This window comes from Klebsiella sp. K5-306 (assembly GCF_051835185.1).
GTDB classification, from domain to species: domain Bacteria; phylum Pseudomonadota; class Gammaproteobacteria; order Enterobacterales; family Enterobacteriaceae; genus Klebsiella; species Klebsiella oxytoca.
In genome coordinates this window covers 159,535-174,784 of the sequence record NZ_JAIFJY010000003.1, presented here as the reverse complement: position 1 = coordinate 174,784, position 15,250 = coordinate 159,535, and the positions used below count along the sequence as shown (strand labels likewise).

General features: G+C 55.6%; 15 protein-coding genes. 5 read left to right on the top strand and 10 right to left on the bottom strand.

Annotated features, from left to right (window positions below; all coding sequences use genetic code 11):
• Positions 1–26 precede the first annotated feature (26 nt).
• The 5 genes from K2184_RS06585 to dapA form a co-directional block, all read right to left on the bottom strand.
• Positions 27–2,030: a tRNA(Met) cytidine acetyltransferase TmcA gene (locus K2184_RS06585; RefSeq protein ID WP_196557102.1), complete on the bottom strand. Its 2,004-nt coding sequence runs from the start codon at positions 2,028–2,030 to the stop codon at positions 27–29.
• A gap of 12 nt (positions 2,031–2,042) precedes the next feature.
• A complete protein-coding gene (gene ypfJ, locus K2184_RS06580; RefSeq protein ID WP_004104416.1) occupies positions 2,043–2,912 on the bottom strand; it encodes a KPN_02809 family neutral zinc metallopeptidase in 870 nt (289 codons plus the stop codon).
• Between the two features lie 119 nt (positions 2,913–3,031).
• Positions 3,032–3,745 (bottom strand): phosphoribosylaminoimidazolesuccinocarboxamide synthase, encoded by a 714-nt coding sequence (gene purC / locus K2184_RS06575; protein ID WP_004104417.1) that lies wholly within the window; start codon positions 3,743–3,745, stop codon positions 3,032–3,034.
• Between the two features lie 108 nt (positions 3,746–3,853).
• Positions 3,854–4,888, bottom strand: coding sequence for an outer membrane protein assembly factor BamC (gene bamC, locus K2184_RS06570; RefSeq protein WP_004104418.1), 1,035 nt, complete (start codon positions 4,886–4,888; stop codon positions 3,854–3,856).
• A 16-nt stretch (positions 4,889–4,904) separates the two neighbouring features.
• The gene (gene dapA / locus K2184_RS06565) at positions 4,905–5,783 is read right to left on the bottom strand and encodes a 4-hydroxy-tetrahydrodipicolinate synthase (protein ID WP_004104419.1); all 879 of its coding nucleotides are present in this window, start codon (positions 5,781–5,783) and stop codon (positions 4,905–4,907) included.
• Between the two features lie 153 nt (positions 5,784–5,936).
• On the opposite strand from dapA, the gene K2184_RS06560 reads away from it, so the two are divergent.
• Both K2184_RS06560 and bcp read left to right on the top strand, forming a co-directional pair.
• Complete coding sequence (locus K2184_RS06560) at positions 5,937–6,506, top strand: glycine cleavage system transcriptional repressor (RefSeq protein WP_004104421.1); 570 nt, start codon at positions 5,937–5,939, stop codon at positions 6,504–6,506.
• Between the two features lie 3 nt (positions 6,507–6,509).
• A complete protein-coding gene (bcp, locus tag K2184_RS06555; RefSeq protein WP_004104423.1) occupies positions 6,510–6,980 on the top strand; it encodes a thioredoxin-dependent thiol peroxidase in 471 nt (156 codons plus the stop codon).
• Between the two features lie 71 nt (positions 6,981–7,051).
• Here the strand turns inward: bcp and K2184_RS06550 are convergent, their stop codons facing one another.
• Positions 7,052–8,119 (bottom strand): AI-2E family transporter, encoded by a 1,068-nt coding sequence (locus tag K2184_RS06550; protein ID WP_004104424.1) that lies wholly within the window; start codon positions 8,117–8,119, stop codon positions 7,052–7,054.
• Between the two features lie 229 nt (positions 8,120–8,348).
• Here K2184_RS06550 and bepA point away from each other — a divergent pair, with 229 nt between their 5' ends.
• Together bepA and arsC are read left to right on the top strand one after the other, a co-directional pair.
• Positions 8,349–9,812: a beta-barrel assembly-enhancing protease gene (gene bepA, locus K2184_RS06545; protein WP_049129514.1), complete on the top strand. Its 1,464-nt coding sequence runs from the start codon at positions 8,349–8,351 to the stop codon at positions 9,810–9,812.
• 9 nt (positions 9,813–9,821) lie between these two features.
• Complete coding sequence (gene arsC / locus K2184_RS06540) at positions 9,822–10,181, top strand: arsenate reductase (glutaredoxin) (protein ID WP_004104426.1); 360 nt, start codon at positions 9,822–9,824, stop codon at positions 10,179–10,181.
• Between the two features lie 39 nt (positions 10,182–10,220).
• On the opposite strand, the gene K2184_RS06535 is transcribed toward arsC, so the two are convergent.
• The 3 genes from K2184_RS06535 to upp form a co-directional block, all read right to left on the bottom strand.
• Positions 10,221–10,922: a DnaA inactivator Hda gene (locus tag K2184_RS06535; protein WP_213799324.1), complete on the bottom strand. Its 702-nt coding sequence runs from the start codon at positions 10,920–10,922 to the stop codon at positions 10,221–10,223.
• A gap of 95 nt (positions 10,923–11,017) precedes the next feature.
• Positions 11,018–12,307 carry a uracil permease gene (gene uraA, locus K2184_RS06530; protein WP_004104428.1) on the bottom strand — a complete coding sequence of 430 codons (1,290 nt, stop codon included), beginning with the start codon at positions 12,305–12,307 and terminating at the stop codon, positions 11,018–11,020.
• A 95-nt stretch (positions 12,308–12,402) separates the two neighbouring features.
• On the bottom strand, positions 12,403–13,029 hold the full coding sequence (upp, locus tag K2184_RS06525) for a uracil phosphoribosyltransferase (protein WP_004104429.1): 627 nt from the start codon (positions 13,027–13,029) through the stop codon (positions 12,403–12,405).
• Positions 13,030–13,168: 139 nt separating this feature from the next.
• Between upp and K2184_RS06520 the strand changes: the two genes are divergently transcribed.
• Positions 13,169–13,837: a hypothetical protein gene (locus K2184_RS06520; RefSeq protein WP_004114386.1), complete on the top strand. Its 669-nt coding sequence runs from the start codon at positions 13,169–13,171 to the stop codon at positions 13,835–13,837.
• On the opposite strand, the gene K2184_RS06515 is transcribed toward K2184_RS06520, so the two are convergent.
• Entirely contained in the window at positions 13,818–15,248 is a 1,431-nt protein-coding gene (locus K2184_RS06515) for a 6-phospho-beta-glucosidase (protein ID WP_196557101.1), read from the bottom strand. The genes K2184_RS06520 and K2184_RS06515 overlap by 20 nt on opposite strands.
• Positions 15,249–15,250 lie beyond the last annotated feature (2 nt).

The window sequence follows — 15,250 nt, the reverse complement described above, 5'->3', positions numbered from 1 at the left end:
ATGACCATGCCATTTAACTGATGAAGTTAGTTAAAAAATTGCAACATCTGAACCTGCCGGCGCAGGTCGTTGGCGCGGTTTTCATCCAGGCTGAGCAGCGCCTGCGCCGCCTCTTCGCGCAGCCTGGCCAGCAGCGCTTTCCGTCCGGATAAACCTAACGTTCGGCAAAGCGCGGTCTCATCCTGCTGCTGCAGGCGGGCCCGCAGCGCCGGAAGCGGCAGCGCCACCAGCATAAGCAGGCGATTGAGGCTACCCGCCGAGGTCAGCAGCGGACGATGGGCAAAAGCAAAACCCGCTACCTCCAGCCAGTCTTCTTCAGTAACAATAGTCGCTTTCAGCGCCGTCAGCGGCACAGGTTCATCTCGCCACTCGCGCAGCCAGAATTCGTCGCGCTGCAGCCGTTGGGCTTCTTCGCTTGCCAGGCAATGTCCCGCTTCGCTGAGAGGATAGAGCGCCATCGCGGTGTAACAGCCACTGCTGGCTTCCCGATGCGTGCCCAGCCGCACCAGCGTAAAACCGCAGCTTTGCCAGAAACGCCAAAGTTCGGGAGTATAGCCAAAACTGACTGAGAGATAATCCCGGTCCGCAGCCTGAGCCGCCGCCCGGGCCACCAGCCGCTGCCCCAGCCCCTCGCGCTGGCGAGCCGGATGCACGGCAATACGGCTGATGCGCAGGCCCGTCAACGTGGCCGCCAATGGGCTACCGCCATGCGCCGCCAGCGACTGCGCCACCAGATTTCCGCGCGGACGCCGATAGCCGGCCCATACCGCCCTGCTAAGCGACGGCTCAAGACCGCCCTCCTCCACCAGCCACAGCGCCCCGGCGATGCGCTCGCCGCTATGGGCGCAGGTAAAATGCTGTCCTGGCGCATCCAGCATGCGCCGGAGATCCAGCGGCGACGTGCGATAGTGGGCCCCGGAGAGCAGCTGATACATCGCTTCCGGTAACGCAGGCTGCCGCCGCCAGCACTGCTGGCTGACGTTCTCCAGCTCGATATCGCCGCCTGGCGCATGCTGGAAGGTCTCATCATTGAACAGCAGCAGCTGTGCAATTGCCGCTTCCAGCGGACAGCCGCTAGCCCAGCGGATGGGCGTCGTGAGGCTAAACTGCCGTAGGTGCGCGAAGCTGGCGCAAAATTTAAGTAAAAAACCGCGTCCGGTCCCTTCATATCCCTGAACGGTGGTGATCAGCAGCGTTCTCGGGAAACGGGAAACAAGCTGGCGCAGCAGCGGCCCGGGGATGGCGGCAGCCTCGTCGACTATCAGCCATCCCGCTTGACGTCCGGACGCCAGTAATGCATCGGGCGCCATAAAGTTAACGCTCTCCCCGGCGAAAGCCGCCATCACCTCCGTCGCTCCGCGCGCCGGCGCGGTAACGATGGCGTCACCTTTTAACTGGCGGAGAAGCATTCCCGCGAGAGCGGACTTCCCTCGCCCGCGTTCGGCGGTCAACGCGGCAATACCGGGGGGGAAATCGGCCAGTTCGGCAAGAACGGCGGCCTGCTCCGCCTGCGGATGACCATCGGCGAAATGCCATCGCGGGCGCTCGGGAAATACGGGTACGACCCGTTCATGGCCCTGCCGCCAGAGAATGGACGCTTTATCCGCAACAATCTGTTGGCAAAAACGATAAACAAAGTTCGGCGTGGGTATGGGATCGGGAGCGTCGCTCCAGCGCCGGGAATCCGCATCAGGACGGACCGGCCATTGGGCGAAGTCGGGGGTGAGCAATACCAGCCAGCTACCGGCGCGTAGCGTACCGGCTAACGCGGCGAAAGCGGCAACATCAAAGCCCGCGCGGGCATCGAAAAAGGCGTGCTGGTATTCGCGGCCCAGCAGCGATATCAGATCTGCAGGCGGGACGTACGGCGCAGGCATCGGCTGTGGGCTAACCCACAGTCCGTCTCCGGCCAGCGCTGTGCGTATTTGTTGCGCCTGAAGCTGAGTCCAGGCATCGTCGCCGCTGAGAACCAGCAGACGACGAATGCCTTCGCGCGCCATCTGCGCCGTCAGACGACGCAGTTCATCCATGACAGAAGAGCATTACAGCGCATTGCCGAAGGTGTTGCACTGCGCCGGGTCGCCGCTATCGAAGCCGCGTTTAAACCAGGTATAGCGCTGCTGCGACGTTCCGTGGGTAAAGCTGTCCGGCACCACCCGCCCCTGGCTCTGCTGCTGCAGGCGATCGTCGCCAATCGCCTCTGCGGCATTCAGCGCTTCCTGGAGATCGCCGGTCTCCATGTAGTCCTGCTTCTGCATGTTGTAGCCCCAGACGCCAGCGAAGCAGTCCGCCTGTAGTTCCATTTTCACCGACAGGCGATTCGCTTCCGCCTGCGAAGCGTTTTGCTGTAGCTGACGCACTTTCGATTCAATACCCAGCAGCTTTTGTACGTGGTGGCCAACCTCGTGGGCAATAACGTAGCCCTGTGCGAAATCGCCGCCGGCGCCAAGCTTGTTTCTCATCTCATCGTAGAATGACAGGTCGATATACACCGTGCTGTCCGCCGGGCAGTAAAAAGGCCCCATAACGGACTGACCGGTACCGCAGGCGGTCCGCGTCGCGCCGCGGTACATCACCAGTTTGGGCTGCGGATACTGGCGGCCCATATCTTTAAATATTGCTCCCCAGGTATCTTCCGTGTCCGCCAGAATCACCTTAGTGAATTTTGCGGCTTCTTCATCCTGCGGGCTGATGGAGCGTTGGGTGGTGGTTTGCTGCGGAGATACCGGCTCGCCGGTCAGCATGCCGGTTAAATCGACGCCGTAATAGCCCGCCACCAGAACAATAATCAGCAGCACAATGCCGCCTTTGCCGCTGGGGAGACGAAAACCGCCCCCGCCGCCCATTGGCGAACCAGATTGACTACGACGATCTTCAACATTGTCGCTCTCGCGACGCCCTTGCCAGCGCATAAGCACCTCAATTCATCATATTAACCAATGAATAAGATCGTAGGCGGTTCAGCGAAGGATTACCACAGGAAACAGCAAGAAGAGCGCCAGAAGAAGAAAACTTCTCCTGGCGTAGGGGATTAGTCGAGCTTCACGCCCAGGCGATGAGCGACTTCTTCGTAGGCTTCAATCAGGCCGCCGAGGCTCTGGCGGAAACGGTCTTTGTCCATTTTATCCATGGTCTTTTTATCCCACAGACGGCTGCCGTCCGGAGAAAACTCATCCCCAAGCACCACTTCGCCTTTGAACAGACCAAATTCCAGCTTGAAGTCCACCAGGATCAGGCCCGCATCGTCAAACAGCTTTTTCAGCACATCGTTAGCTTTGTAGGTCAGCTCCTGCATACGCGCCAGGTTCTCTTTGCTCACCCAGCCAAAGGTTTCGCAGTAGGATTCGTTGACCATCGGATCGTGCATGGCGTCGTTCTTCAGGAACAGGTCGAACAGCGGCGGGTTCAGCTCGATGCCCTCTTCAATCCCTAAGCGTTTCACCAGCGAACCGGCAGCGCGGTTACGCACCACGCACTCCACCGGCACCATATCCAGCTTTTTAACCAGACACTCGGTATCGGACAACAGCGCTTCCATCTGGGTCGGGATACCCGCTTCCGCCAGCTTGCTCATAATGAAATGGTTGAACTTGTTGTTCACCATGCCTTTACGATCGAACTGCTCAATGCGAGCGCCGTCCCCTGCTGACGTATCGTTACGGAATTCGAGTATCAACAGATCCGGGTTTTCGGTGCTGTATACCGTCTTCGCCTTACCACGATACAACTCAGCTTGCTTTTGCATCTTTGTCACTCCAGTGATGATTAACGATAAAAATTTGTGCTTTTCTGCCGACGCACACGTTTGCGTCACTATACATTAAAAAGGGCCGGATTGCTCCAGCCCTGTTAATTACTTACTTAATGCGGCCTGGAATACGGCAACCAGGGCATCATTTTGCGACTGCGTCAGAGTATGGCCTTTCGGGTCGATGAACTGCAGACTGCTGCGGTTATCGAGGTCCCCGACCTGCAATTTATAATCGCCGGACACCAGCTGTGGGTCGCGAGCGCCCAGATCGGTCCAGCCGCTGTCGGAAAGCGGTTTATAGGTCACGGACAAGTTACCCTGAGAGCGAGAACTATCAGTTACCTTCATACCCACTTTTTCCAGCGCGCCCGGCAGGCGTTGCCATACCAGATTAAACGGTGCGCGAACGATCAGCATCGGCAGGCCGGTATCATCAGCCCCGCTCTGCACGTCGAAGGTTGCCCCGGCATTTTTCTGCGCGGCGTTCTGCGCGCTGGTCGCGTTCAGATCCAGACCTTCGGAAATGACGTTCAGCATGGCGGTACTGTAGCGCTGCAGCGAAGCCGGATCGGCAACAGGTTTACCCGCCTGCTCCAGATTCACCAGCTTCACGATCACCGCCTGCTGGTAGCCCTGCTGTTTAACTGAGATTTGATAGCGACCACGATACTGCTGGTCTTCATCGAGGCGATTCCATTCGACCCAGTCGGTATTCAGCGTCTGGCTGGCATCGTCGCGTTTAGCGATAGTGTAGTTTTTCGACTGCACGATGCTTGCCACCTGCGCCCACAGCGAACCGCTGCGCCCGTTTTCCACCATCAGCGTTGCGGTATCACCGTTAAACTGCGTGCGCGCGCCGCTGACCAGCGCCAGAGGCTGGGCTGGCGGACGAATATCCAGCGCTTTGCCTGTGTTACCGGTGCTGGTCGCAACCGGAATATTATAATCACCCACCTGAACCGGCAGAATCATACCTGCTGGCGCGTGAAGTTCACTAAGCGGCGTAGCCTGCAAATAGGCCTCGTCGCCGCTCACCTGACGCTTATAGCGCGAGTCAGAACTACAGGCCGCGAGGAGTAGAACCAGCGAAACACCCGCAACCTTCGCCAGGCGCGACTTCTGTACTGAGTAAGCCATCAAATCTCCCTAAACTTTACAGCAAACCGGCATGCTTCAGCGCTGCGGTAACAACCTTCGTACCGTTTTCGGTAATCGGGGTCATCGGCAGGCGTAGCGTATCGGTCGCCACAAGACCCAACGCCTTACAGGCCCACTTGACCGGGATAGGGTTGGGTTCGACAAATAATTTGGTATGCAATGGCATCAGACGCTGGTTAATCGCACGAGCTTCGGCAAATTGACCTGCTAGCGCCAGTCGGCACATCTCGGCCATTTCACGCGCCGCAACGTTTGTCGTTACGGAAATCACGCCATGGCCGCCTAGCTGCATAAAGTCCATTCCGGTCGCGTCATCGCCGCTCAGCAGAATAAAGTCATCTGAAACCAGCTCTTTGATCTGATGAACCCGGCTTAAGTTCCCCGTCGCTTCCTTAATACCGATAATATTTTTGATTTCCGCCAGACGACCAACGGTTTCAGGCAGCATATCGCAACCGGTACGGGAGGGCACATTATACAGAATTTGCGGCAGGTCAGTATGTTCTGCGATAGCTTTAAAGTGTTGGAAGAGTCCTTCCTGAGTCGGACGGTTGTAATAAGGCGTTACCGTCAGGCAGCCAACCACGCCGCTATCGTTAAATCTTTTAGTCAGGCTAATCGCCTCTGCGGTTGCATTGGCACCAGTACCGGCAATGACCGGGATACGCCCGTCGGCCAGTTCCAGCGTCTGCATGACCACGTCACCATGCTCTTCATGGCTCAATGTTGCGGACTCTCCGGTAGTACCTACCGAAACAATCGCCGAGGTTCCGTTGGCGACATGGTAATCAATCAGTTTTTTCAGGCTTGACCGGCAAACGTTGCCGTTTTCATCCATCGGCGTGACAAGCGCTACAATACTTCCCGTAAACATGGGCCATCCTCAGAGCATAAGTGGGACAAGATTCTCAATGTTACGTTTGGTGCCGCAATAAAAGCAAGAGAGCCGATGCCATCAGGGATGTTGTATGCCGGTTTTTTTTATGCTTTCCTAACGTTACCTCACCTTTTTAAAGGAAGAACAGGTTTGACAGCCTCATTACAACACTATCTGGTTATTACCGCGTTGGGTGCTGACCGCCCAGGCATCGTGAATACGATCACTCGTCACGTCAGCAGCTGCGGCTGTAATATCGAAGACAGTCGGCTGGCCATGCTTGGCGATGAGTTTACGTTTATCATGCTGCTTTCCGGTTCGTGGAATGCGATTAACCTGATTGAATCAACTCTGCCGCTGAAAGGTGCCGAGCTGGATCTGCTTATCGTGATGAAGCGTACAACCGCAAGGCCGCCGCAGGCGATGCAGAATAGCGTCTGGGTTCAGGTTGAGGTGCCGGATTCACCGCACATCATTGAGCGATTCACGGCTCTGTGCGATACGTGGAAAATGAACATTGCCGAACTGGTTTCCCGTACTCAGCCGGGAGCGAACGACGATTCAGCACAGCTTTTTATTCAAATCACCGCCCACAGCCCGACTACGCAAAATGCATCAAATATCGAACAAGCGTTCAAAGCCCTATGTACAGAACTGAATGCACAAGGCAGTATTAACATCGTTAATTATTCACAGCATGATGAACAGGATGGAGTTTGAGTGATGAACCCACTGAAAGCCGGTGATATTGCACCGAAATTTAGCTTACCGGACCAGGACGGCGAGGAAGTAAATTTGACCGACTTCCAGGGACAGCGTGTTCTGGTTTATTTTTATCCCAAAGCCATGACCCCGGGCTGCACCGTACAGGCGTGCGGTTTACGCGATAATATGGACGACCTGAAAAAAGCAGGCGTTGAAGTTCTGGGAATCAGTACGGATAAACCAGAAAAACTCTCCCGTTTCGCCGAAAAAGAGCTGCTGAACTTCACTCTGCTGTCTGATGAAGATCATCAGGTGTGCGAGCAGTTCGGTATCTGGGGTGAAAAAACCTTTATGGGGAAAACCTACGACGGTATTCATCGTATTAGCTTCCTCATCGATGCCAATGGCAAAATCGAACATGTTTTTGATGACTTCAAAACCAGCAATCACCACGACGTGGTGCTGAACTGGCTGAAAGAAAACGCCTGACGCACGAGTAAACGCAAGACGCCGGGTCATCGCCCGGCGTCTTTTTTTAGGCCATTCTTTGCGGCTTCGCGCTAATGCTCGTCTTCCACTATCAGGCCATCCGGCCAGGCATGCACCACCGCTTTGATGAGCGTCGCCAGCGGGATCGCGAAGAACACTCCCCAGAATCCCCACAGACCACCGAAAATCACCACCGACAGAATAATGACCAGCGGATGCAGGTTAACGGCTTCCGAGAACAGTACCGGCACCAGCAGGTTGCCGTCCAGCCCCTGAATAATCAGGTAAACCGCAAACAGGCTCCAGAACTCGGTGCCCGCGCCAAACTGGAACAACGCCACGCCCACCACCGGAATAGTGACCACAAAGGCGCCGATATAGGGAATTAATACCGAAAATCCGACCAGTACCGCCAGCAGCAGCGAATAGTTAAGGCCAAAAAGGATAAAGCCAATCCACGTCGCCACGCCGACGACGATCATCTCCAGCACCTTACCGCGGATATAGTTGGTAATTTGCTGGTTCATCTCTTTCCACACCTGCCCGGCCAGGCCGCGGTTGCGCGGCAGCACCCGACGCACGGCGTTAAGCATCTGCTCTTTATCTTTCAGCAGAAAGAAAACCATCAGCGGAACCAACACCAGGTAGACCGCCAGCGTCAGCAGCCCGACCAGGGAGGCCAGCGAATATTTCACCACCGAATCGCCGACGGTTAACATCCGGCTGCGCATGTTCTCCGCCATCGCGTCGATAATCCCGGCATCCATTAAGGCCGGATAACGGCGCGGCACCGTGGCGGCGAAATCGGAAAGCTTATTCAGCATTCCTGGCATATCGCGAATCAGATAAATACCCTGCTGCCAGGCAACAGGCATCACCACGAACGCCATCAGGAGCAGAATACCGACGAACAGAATCAGCACAACCGACGTGGCCCAGGTACGTGAAAAACCGATACGCTCCAGTCTGACGGTAGGCCACTCCAGCAAATAGGCCAGAACTATCGACACTAACAAAGGCGCCAGCAGGCCGCTGAAGAAAAACATAATGCCGAACCCGGCCAGCAAAATGACCAGCAGCGCTATCGCCTCCGGATCGCTGAACCGTCGACGGTACCACTGCATTAACATCTGAAGCATAAAACCCTTCCCTGAAGAGCAAAGCTGTAACAATCTCAGGAATTGTATCGAAATGTCACAAAAAAGACTTCGCTTTTTATGGGTAAAACCACAAACATTAATGACCGGGTGAATATCATATTTGCAACGCCGCGAACGACGGCTAAACTCGCTGAACCTGCTTGCGGTCAGGGAACATTACGCCGCACAATCGGTCAAACTGGCACACCTACATTACAGGACAGAGGTTATGTTCAGGCAGTTGAAGAAAACGCTGGTGGCGACCGTCATAGCGTCGCTGACGCTGGGTTCAATATTACCTGCTTTTGCCGACACCGCAGACACCCTGCCGGACATGGGCACCTCCGCAGGAAGCACGCTCTCCATCGGCCAGGAAATGCAGATGGGAGACTACTATGTACGCCAGCTGCGCGGCAGCGCGCCGTTAATTAATGACCCGCTGCTGGTGCAATATATTAACGGTTTAGGCATGCGCCTGGTCTCGCACGCCAATTCCGTGCGCACCCCGTTCCACTTTTATTTAATCAATAACGATCAGATTAACGCCTTTGCTTTCTTCGGCGGCAACGTGGTGCTGCACTCGGCCCTGTTCCGCTACTCGGATAACGAAAGCGAGCTGGCATCCGTCATGGCGCACGAAATTTCTCACGTTACCCAGCGCCACCTTGCCCGCGCCATGGAAGACCAAAAGCGTAACGCCCCGCTCACCTGGGTCGGTGCGCTGGGTTCAATTCTTCTGGCGATGGCCAGCCCGCAGGCCGGTATGGCCGCCCTGACCGGCACCCTGGCGGGTAGCCAGCAGGGAATGATCAGCTTTACCCGTCAAAACGAAGAAGAGGCCGACCGCATTGGTATTCAGGTCCTTCAGCGCTCTGGGTTCGACCCGCAGGCGATGCCGGCGTTTATGGGGAAGCTGCTCGACGAATCGCGCTACTCCACCCGTCCGCCGGAAATGCTGCTGACGCACCCGCTGCCGGAAAGCCGGCTTGCCGACGCCCGCAACCGCGCGAATCAAATGCGCCCGGTTGTCGTACAGTCCTCAGCTGACTTCTATCTGGCGAAAGCCAGAACGCTCGGTATGTACACTTCCGGCGATAATAAGCTGGGCAATGACCTGCTGAGCAGCTGGGAAAAAGGCAATATTCGCGAACAGCACGCCGCCCAGTACGGTCGCGCTCTGCTGGCAATGGGCAACAACAACTACGATCTGGCGCGCAAAACGCTACAGCCGTTACTGACCGCGGAACCGCAGAACGCCTGGTATCTCGACCTGGCCACCGATATCGACCTCGGGCAAAAAAGAGCGACAGACGCGATTAACCGCCTGAAAAGCGCTCGCGAACTGCGCACCAACCCGGTGCTGCAGCTCAACCTCGCCAACGCCCTGCTGGAAGGAGGACAACCGGCGGAAGCCGCGAATATCCTTAACCGCTACACCTTTAATAATAGAGATGACATCAACGGTTGGGAGCTGCTGGCGCAGGCGGAAGCCAAACTGGGCAATCGCGATCAGGAGCTGGCTGCCAGAGCGGAAGGGATGGCGCTGGTAGGCCGCCTCGATCAGGCGATTACCCTGCTCAGCAGCGCCAGCTCGCAGGTGAAATTAGGCAGCTTACAGCAGGCCCGCTACGATGCGCGTATCGATCAGCTGCGCCAGCTGCAGCAACGCTTTAAACCGTACCAGAAAATGTAAGGAGATCTCATGTCCGATACGGTCAAAATCTATCACAACCCGCGCTGCTCCAAGAGCCGCGACACGTTGAGCCTGCTGAAGGCTAACGGTATCGACCCTGAAGTGGTGCTCTATCTGGAGACGCCGCCGGATGCCGCCACGCTGCGCCAGCTGCTGAAGATGTTAGGGATGGCCAGCGCACGCGAGTTAATGCGCCAGAAAGAAGATCTCTATAAATCGCTGGATCTCGCTAATCCGCAGCTCAGCGAAGATGCGCTGATCCAGGCAATGATCGATAATCCAAAACTGATTGAGCGCCCTATTGTCGTCAGCCACGGCGAGGCCCGTATCGGCCGCCCGCCGGAGCAGGTACTGGAGATCGTTAACTAGCATCATCCTGCCGCGGTTGGCTTCGGAAGCCGCGGCCCGCTACAGCTTGAGGATCTCTTTGACGAAAGGAATGGTCAGCTTGCGCTGGGCGGTTATAGAAGCGCGATCGAGCTGATCGAGCGTCATAAACAGCGAGCGCATTTCACGATCCAGGCGCTTGAGGAGGAACCGGCAGACGTCTTCCGGCATTTCAAAGCCGCGCAGCCTCGCCCGCAGCTGAAGCGCCTGGAGCTTATCTTCATCCGATAGCGGCTGCAGCTTGTAGATTTGTCCCCAGTCGAGGCGCGAGGCAAGATCCGGCAGGCCCAGCTTGAGCTGGCGCGGCGGTCGATCGCCGGTGATCAGCAGCCGGGTTTTACCGGATTCGAGGATGCGGTTGTAGAGGTCGAAAATCGCCATTTCCCACAGCTCATCGCCCGCCACGCATTCAATATTGTCGATGCAAACCAGCGATAGCTGCTCCATTCCGTCCAGCACTTCAGGAACAAACCACGTCCGTTTATCCAGCGGCACATAGCCCACCGCATCACCGCGCTGGGAAAGTTCCGCGCATGCTGCGTGCAGGAGATGGCTGCGCCCCGCCCCTTCGCGTGACCAGATATAGATGTATCCGCTATGCTCCTGCCGCAGCACATTTTGCAGGGCGGCAAGAAGAGAAGGGTTATCACCCGGCCAGAAACTTGCGAAAGTTTCATCATCGGGAAGATACAGTGGCAAAGAGAGCTGTGCCGGTGCGTTCAGATGGACCTCAACATAGGCTTTCAGAAAAACGCGGAGAGTTTAGCACAGAAATACGCAAGGAGAGAACCGGGCAGGATCGCCGCCCGGTATAAGGATCAATGTTTTGCTTCTTCGCTATCGGCAGCGTCGAGAACGACCTCTTCCGGACGCAAGACGCCGATCAGTTTAAAGATCAGACTCAGGCCGACGCCAACAATCGTCGCCAGCGCCATGCCTTTCAGTTCGGCGGCGCCGATATGCACTTTTGCACCGCTCACGCCGATAATCAGGATGACGGAGGTCAGAATCAGGTTCTGCGCCTTGTTGTAATCGACTTTTGATTCGATCAGCACGCGAATACCCGATGCGCCAATCACTCCGTATAGCAGCAGAGAGACGCCGCCCATTACCGGCAGCGGGATAATCTGGATCGCCGCCGCCAGCTTGCCGACGCAGGAGAGCAGAATCGCGATGATCGCCGCGCCGCCGATAACCCAGGTACTGTAAACGCGGGTAATCGCCATCACGCCAATGTTCTCGCCGTAGGTGGTGTTCGGCGTGGAGCCAAAGAAGCCGGAGATCACCGTGGAGAGACCGTTGGCAAACATTGAACGATGCAGGCCCGGATCGCGGATCAGATCTTTTTTGACGATATTGGCCGTTACCACCAGATGCCCAACGTGCTCGGCGATCACCACCAGCGCGGCTGGAAGAATGGTGAAAATCGCAAACCATTCAAAGCGCGGGGTGTAGAAGGTCGGCAGCGCGAACCAGTGAGCCTCGGCGATGGGCGTCGTATCGACAACGCCCATTACGAAGGAGAGCGCGTAGCCAACCAGGACGCCGATTAAAATCGGGATAATCGCCAGGAAACCGCGGAACAGCACCGAACCGAAGACCGTCACCGCCAGCGTCACCATCGAAATGATGATGGTTTTGCTGTCCGGCGATTGCCCCTCTGCGGGCAGCAGACCGGCCATATTCGCCGCGACGCCCGCCAGCTCCAGCCCGATAACCGCAACAATCGCGCCCATCGCCGCCGGGGGGAACATCACATCAAGCCAGCCGGTGCCGGCTTTTTTGACAATAAAGGAGACGATGCAAAACAGCACGCCGCACATGATAAAGCCGCCGAGAGCGACTTCGTAGCCCAACGGTAGCAGAAGCAGTACCGGAGAAATAAACGCAAAGCTCGATCCCAGATAAGCCGGGATTTTGCCTTTGCAGATGAAAAGGTATAACAGCGTTCCGATGCCGTTAAACAGCAGTACCGTGGCCGGATTGATGTGAAACAGAACGGGCACCAGTACCGTTGCGCCAAACATGGCGAACAGATGTTGCAAACTAAGCGGGATTGTCTGTAAAAGCGGCGGTCTTTCACTCACCCCGATAGCACGGCGCGTCATGGCATTTTCCTCTGAGAGTCGTTTGTTGATTGCTGTTGGTGTGTTTTATTCAAAAAAAAGCCGACTCTTAAAGTCGGCTTTTTCTACTTCATCGTTTATTTCGTACCAAAAATCTTATCGCCGGCATCGCCGAGCCCCGGAATAATGTATCCGTGCTCGTTCAGGCCCTGGTCGATGGACGCGGTATACAGCTCAACGTCCGGATGCGCTTTCTCCAGCGCGGCGATACCTTCCGGCGCGGCCACCAGAACCAGCACCTTAATGCTGGAGCAGCCGGCTTTTTTCAGCAGGTCGATGGTGGCGATCATCGAGCCGCCGGTTGCCAGCATCGGGTCAACCACCAGCGCCATGCGTTCGTCGATATTGGATACCAGCTTCTGGAAGTAAGGAACCGGCTCAAGGGTCTCTTCGTTACGATAGATGCCTACCACGCTGATGCGCGCGCTTGGCACGTGCTCAAGCACGCCTTCCATCATCCCCAGACCCGCGCGCAGAATCGGCACAACGGTAATTTTTTTACCCTTGATCTGCTCAACTTCTACCGGGCCGTTCCAGCCTTCGATGGTCACTTTTTCAGTCGCCAGATCGGCGGTGGCTTCATAAGTCAGTAAGCTGCCAACTTCTGAGGCGAGTTCACGGAAGCGTTTGGTGCTGATGTCGTGCTCACGCATCAGGCCCAGCTTGTGTTTGACGAGTGGGTGTTTCACTTCCACGATCTTCATTCTCTTTCTCCTCTGAGGGGCAGCCACAAAAAAAATCGACGGATTATACCGCTATTCGTTTAACGGACAATATTTTTTTGTTTGATATTGATCAAGCTATCCTCTCTCAATTAACAGGATACTTCAAATTCAAGTGGTTATGGATAACGACTCATCAATACCGAATATGAAACTCTCCTTCGAAGATGTCCTGGTCGGCGGCTATAAGATATGCCTGATGATTTTTACGCTGTGGCTGGGTTGGGTAATTTTTGATGAAGTCAAAATGCAGCGGGATGCAGTAACAACTTTAGCACAAGTGGCCAAAGCATCCAGCGCCAGCGCCTATGAAAGCGCGCTTGAAGGCGAGTGTTATCTGCACGGTCGTTCGGCGAATTGCCGGGATAGAAATTCTCTGGTCATTAACTACCAGGCAGGCGGTAACAATTACCAGGCAGAATTGAGCAATATTCTCTCTCCCCCCGGTGTGCATCCATCAATATGTATTAATTATGTAAAAAACAGTCCTGACATTGTAAAACGCTGCGAGAGTCGTTGGTTCAACCAGCATAAAGATTATGTCATTGCGCCGCTTATTTTCTGGTCGTTTAACCTTATTGGCGCATTTTTCATCGCCGTATTCTACGCCGGGGAAAAAATTAAACGGCAGTTTGCTGATAATAAAAGCGGAAACATGGAACTGGTCGCGCCTGAGCACAATACAGATATCGTCCCCAGTCAGCCCGCCGTGGCTAAAAATAAGAACAAAAAAAGAAGCGGTCGGCGCAAACCGACCGCCAAAAGCGGATTTAAAGCTCGCGTCCGTTAGATGCAATCACCTTTTGATACCAGGCAAAAGATTTCTTGCGGCTACGCGCCAGGGTGCCCTTACCTTCATTGTCTTTATCTACATAGATAAACCCGTAGCGTTTTTTCATCTCGCCGGTACCTGCGGAGACCAGATCGATACAGCCCCACGGGGTGTAGCCCATCAGGTCGACGCCATCCTCAACAACCGCTTTTTTCATCTCGGCGATATGGGCGGAGAGATAGTCGATACGATACTGGTCATCTACCGAACCGTCCGCTTCGCGCACGTCAATGGCGCCAAAGCCGTTCTCCACAATAAACAGCGGCAACTGATAATGGTCCCAGAACCAGTTCAGGGAGTAGCGCAGCCCGACCGGATCAATCTGCCAGCCCCAGTCTGACTTCTGCACGTACGGATTGGAAACCAGACTGGTGGTTTCGTCATAATCCAGCAGCGGATTGTCATCCGTTGCTTTCGTGGCAAACGACATATAGTAGCTAAAGCCAATATAATCGACGCAGCCCTGAGTCAGCGCCGCGCGGTCTTCTTCGGTGATATCCAGTTTAAAACCGCGGCGCTCGAAGTAGTTCAGCAGGTGCTGCGGATATTTGCCGCGCACGTGAACGTCGGTAAACCAGTAACGGCGATGCATGGCGTTCATCGCCATCATCATATCGTTGGGCGCGCAGCTCAGCGGGTAAATAGGACACATGGCGATCATGCAGCCCACCTGCAACGACGGGTTAATTTCGCGGGCGGCCTTAACCGCCAGCGCGCTGGCGACCAGCTCATAGTGCGCTGCCTGATACATCACCGGCTCACGGTCTTCACCCGGCAGATACTTCAGTCCGGAGTTAGTAAACGGGGCAAAATCTTCGTGGAAATTGGCCTGGTTATTGATCTCATTAAAGGTCATCCAGTACTTCACTTTATGCTGGTAGCGGGTAAACACCACCCGGGCAAAGCGGACGAATAAATTAATCAGCTTACGGTTACGCCACCCGCCGTACTCTGTCACCAGATGGTACGGCATTTCGAAGTGGGAGAGCGTAATCACCGGCTCAATGCCGTGCTTCAGGCACTCGTCGAACAGGTCATCGTAAAACTGCAGGCCGGCTTCGTTAGGTTCTTGCTCATCGCCCTGCGGGAAGATCCTCGTCCAGGCAATGGAGGTGCGGAAACACTTGAAGCCCATTTCGGCAAACAGCTGAACGTCGTCTTTATAACGATGGTAGAAATCAATCGCCTCGTGGTTGGGATAGTTTTTCCCTGGCAGGACGCCATCAGTGATTTCGCGCGGTACGCCGTGCGCGCCTGCGGTCATCACATCGGCGACGCTCACCCCTTTACCGCCCTCTTTCCAGCCGCCTTCCAGCTGATGCGCCGCTACCGCACCGCCCCACAGAAAACCTTCTTTAAATCCAGACATGT

What these genes read in the sequence shown, in the direction of transcription:
- K2184_RS06585 (WP_196557102.1), bottom strand. Translation starts at nt 2,030, where the DNA reads ATGGATGAACTGCGTCGTCTGACGGCGCAGATGGCGCGCGAAGGCATT.
- ypfJ (WP_004104416.1), bottom strand. Translation starts at nt 2,912, where the DNA reads ATGCGCTGGCAAGGGCGTCGCGAGAGCGACAATGTTGAAGATCGTCGT.
- purC (WP_004104417.1), bottom strand. Translation starts at nt 3,745, where the DNA reads ATGCAAAAGCAAGCTGAGTTGTATCGTGGTAAGGCGAAGACGGTATAC.
- bamC (WP_004104418.1), bottom strand. Translation starts at nt 4,888, where the DNA reads ATGGCTTACTCAGTACAGAAGTCGCGCCTGGCGAAGGTTGCGGGTGTT.
- dapA (WP_004104419.1), bottom strand. Translation starts at nt 5,783, where the DNA reads ATGTTTACGGGAAGTATTGTAGCGCTTGTCACGCCGATGGATGAAAAC.
- bcp (WP_004104423.1), top strand. Translation starts at nt 6,510, where the DNA reads ATGAACCCACTGAAAGCCGGTGATATTGCACCGAAATTTAGCTTACCG.
- K2184_RS06550 (WP_004104424.1), bottom strand. Translation starts at nt 8,119, where the DNA reads ATGCTTCAGATGTTAATGCAGTGGTACCGTCGACGGTTCAGCGATCCG.
- bepA (WP_049129514.1), top strand. Translation starts at nt 8,349, where the DNA reads ATGTTCAGGCAGTTGAAGAAAACGCTGGTGGCGACCGTCATAGCGTCG.
- arsC (WP_004104426.1), top strand. Translation starts at nt 9,822, where the DNA reads ATGTCCGATACGGTCAAAATCTATCACAACCCGCGCTGCTCCAAGAGC.
- uraA (WP_004104428.1), bottom strand. Translation starts at nt 12,307, where the DNA reads ATGACGCGCCGTGCTATCGGGGTGAGTGAAAGACCGCCGCTTTTACAG.
- upp (WP_004104429.1), bottom strand. Translation starts at nt 13,029, where the DNA reads ATGAAGATCGTGGAAGTGAAACACCCACTCGTCAAACACAAGCTGGGC.
- K2184_RS06520 (WP_004114386.1), top strand. Translation starts at nt 13,169, where the DNA reads ATGGATAACGACTCATCAATACCGAATATGAAACTCTCCTTCGAAGAT.
- K2184_RS06515 (WP_196557101.1), bottom strand. Translation starts at nt 15,248, where the DNA reads ATGTCTGGATTTAAAGAAGGTTTTCTGTGGGGCGGTGCGGTAGCGGCG.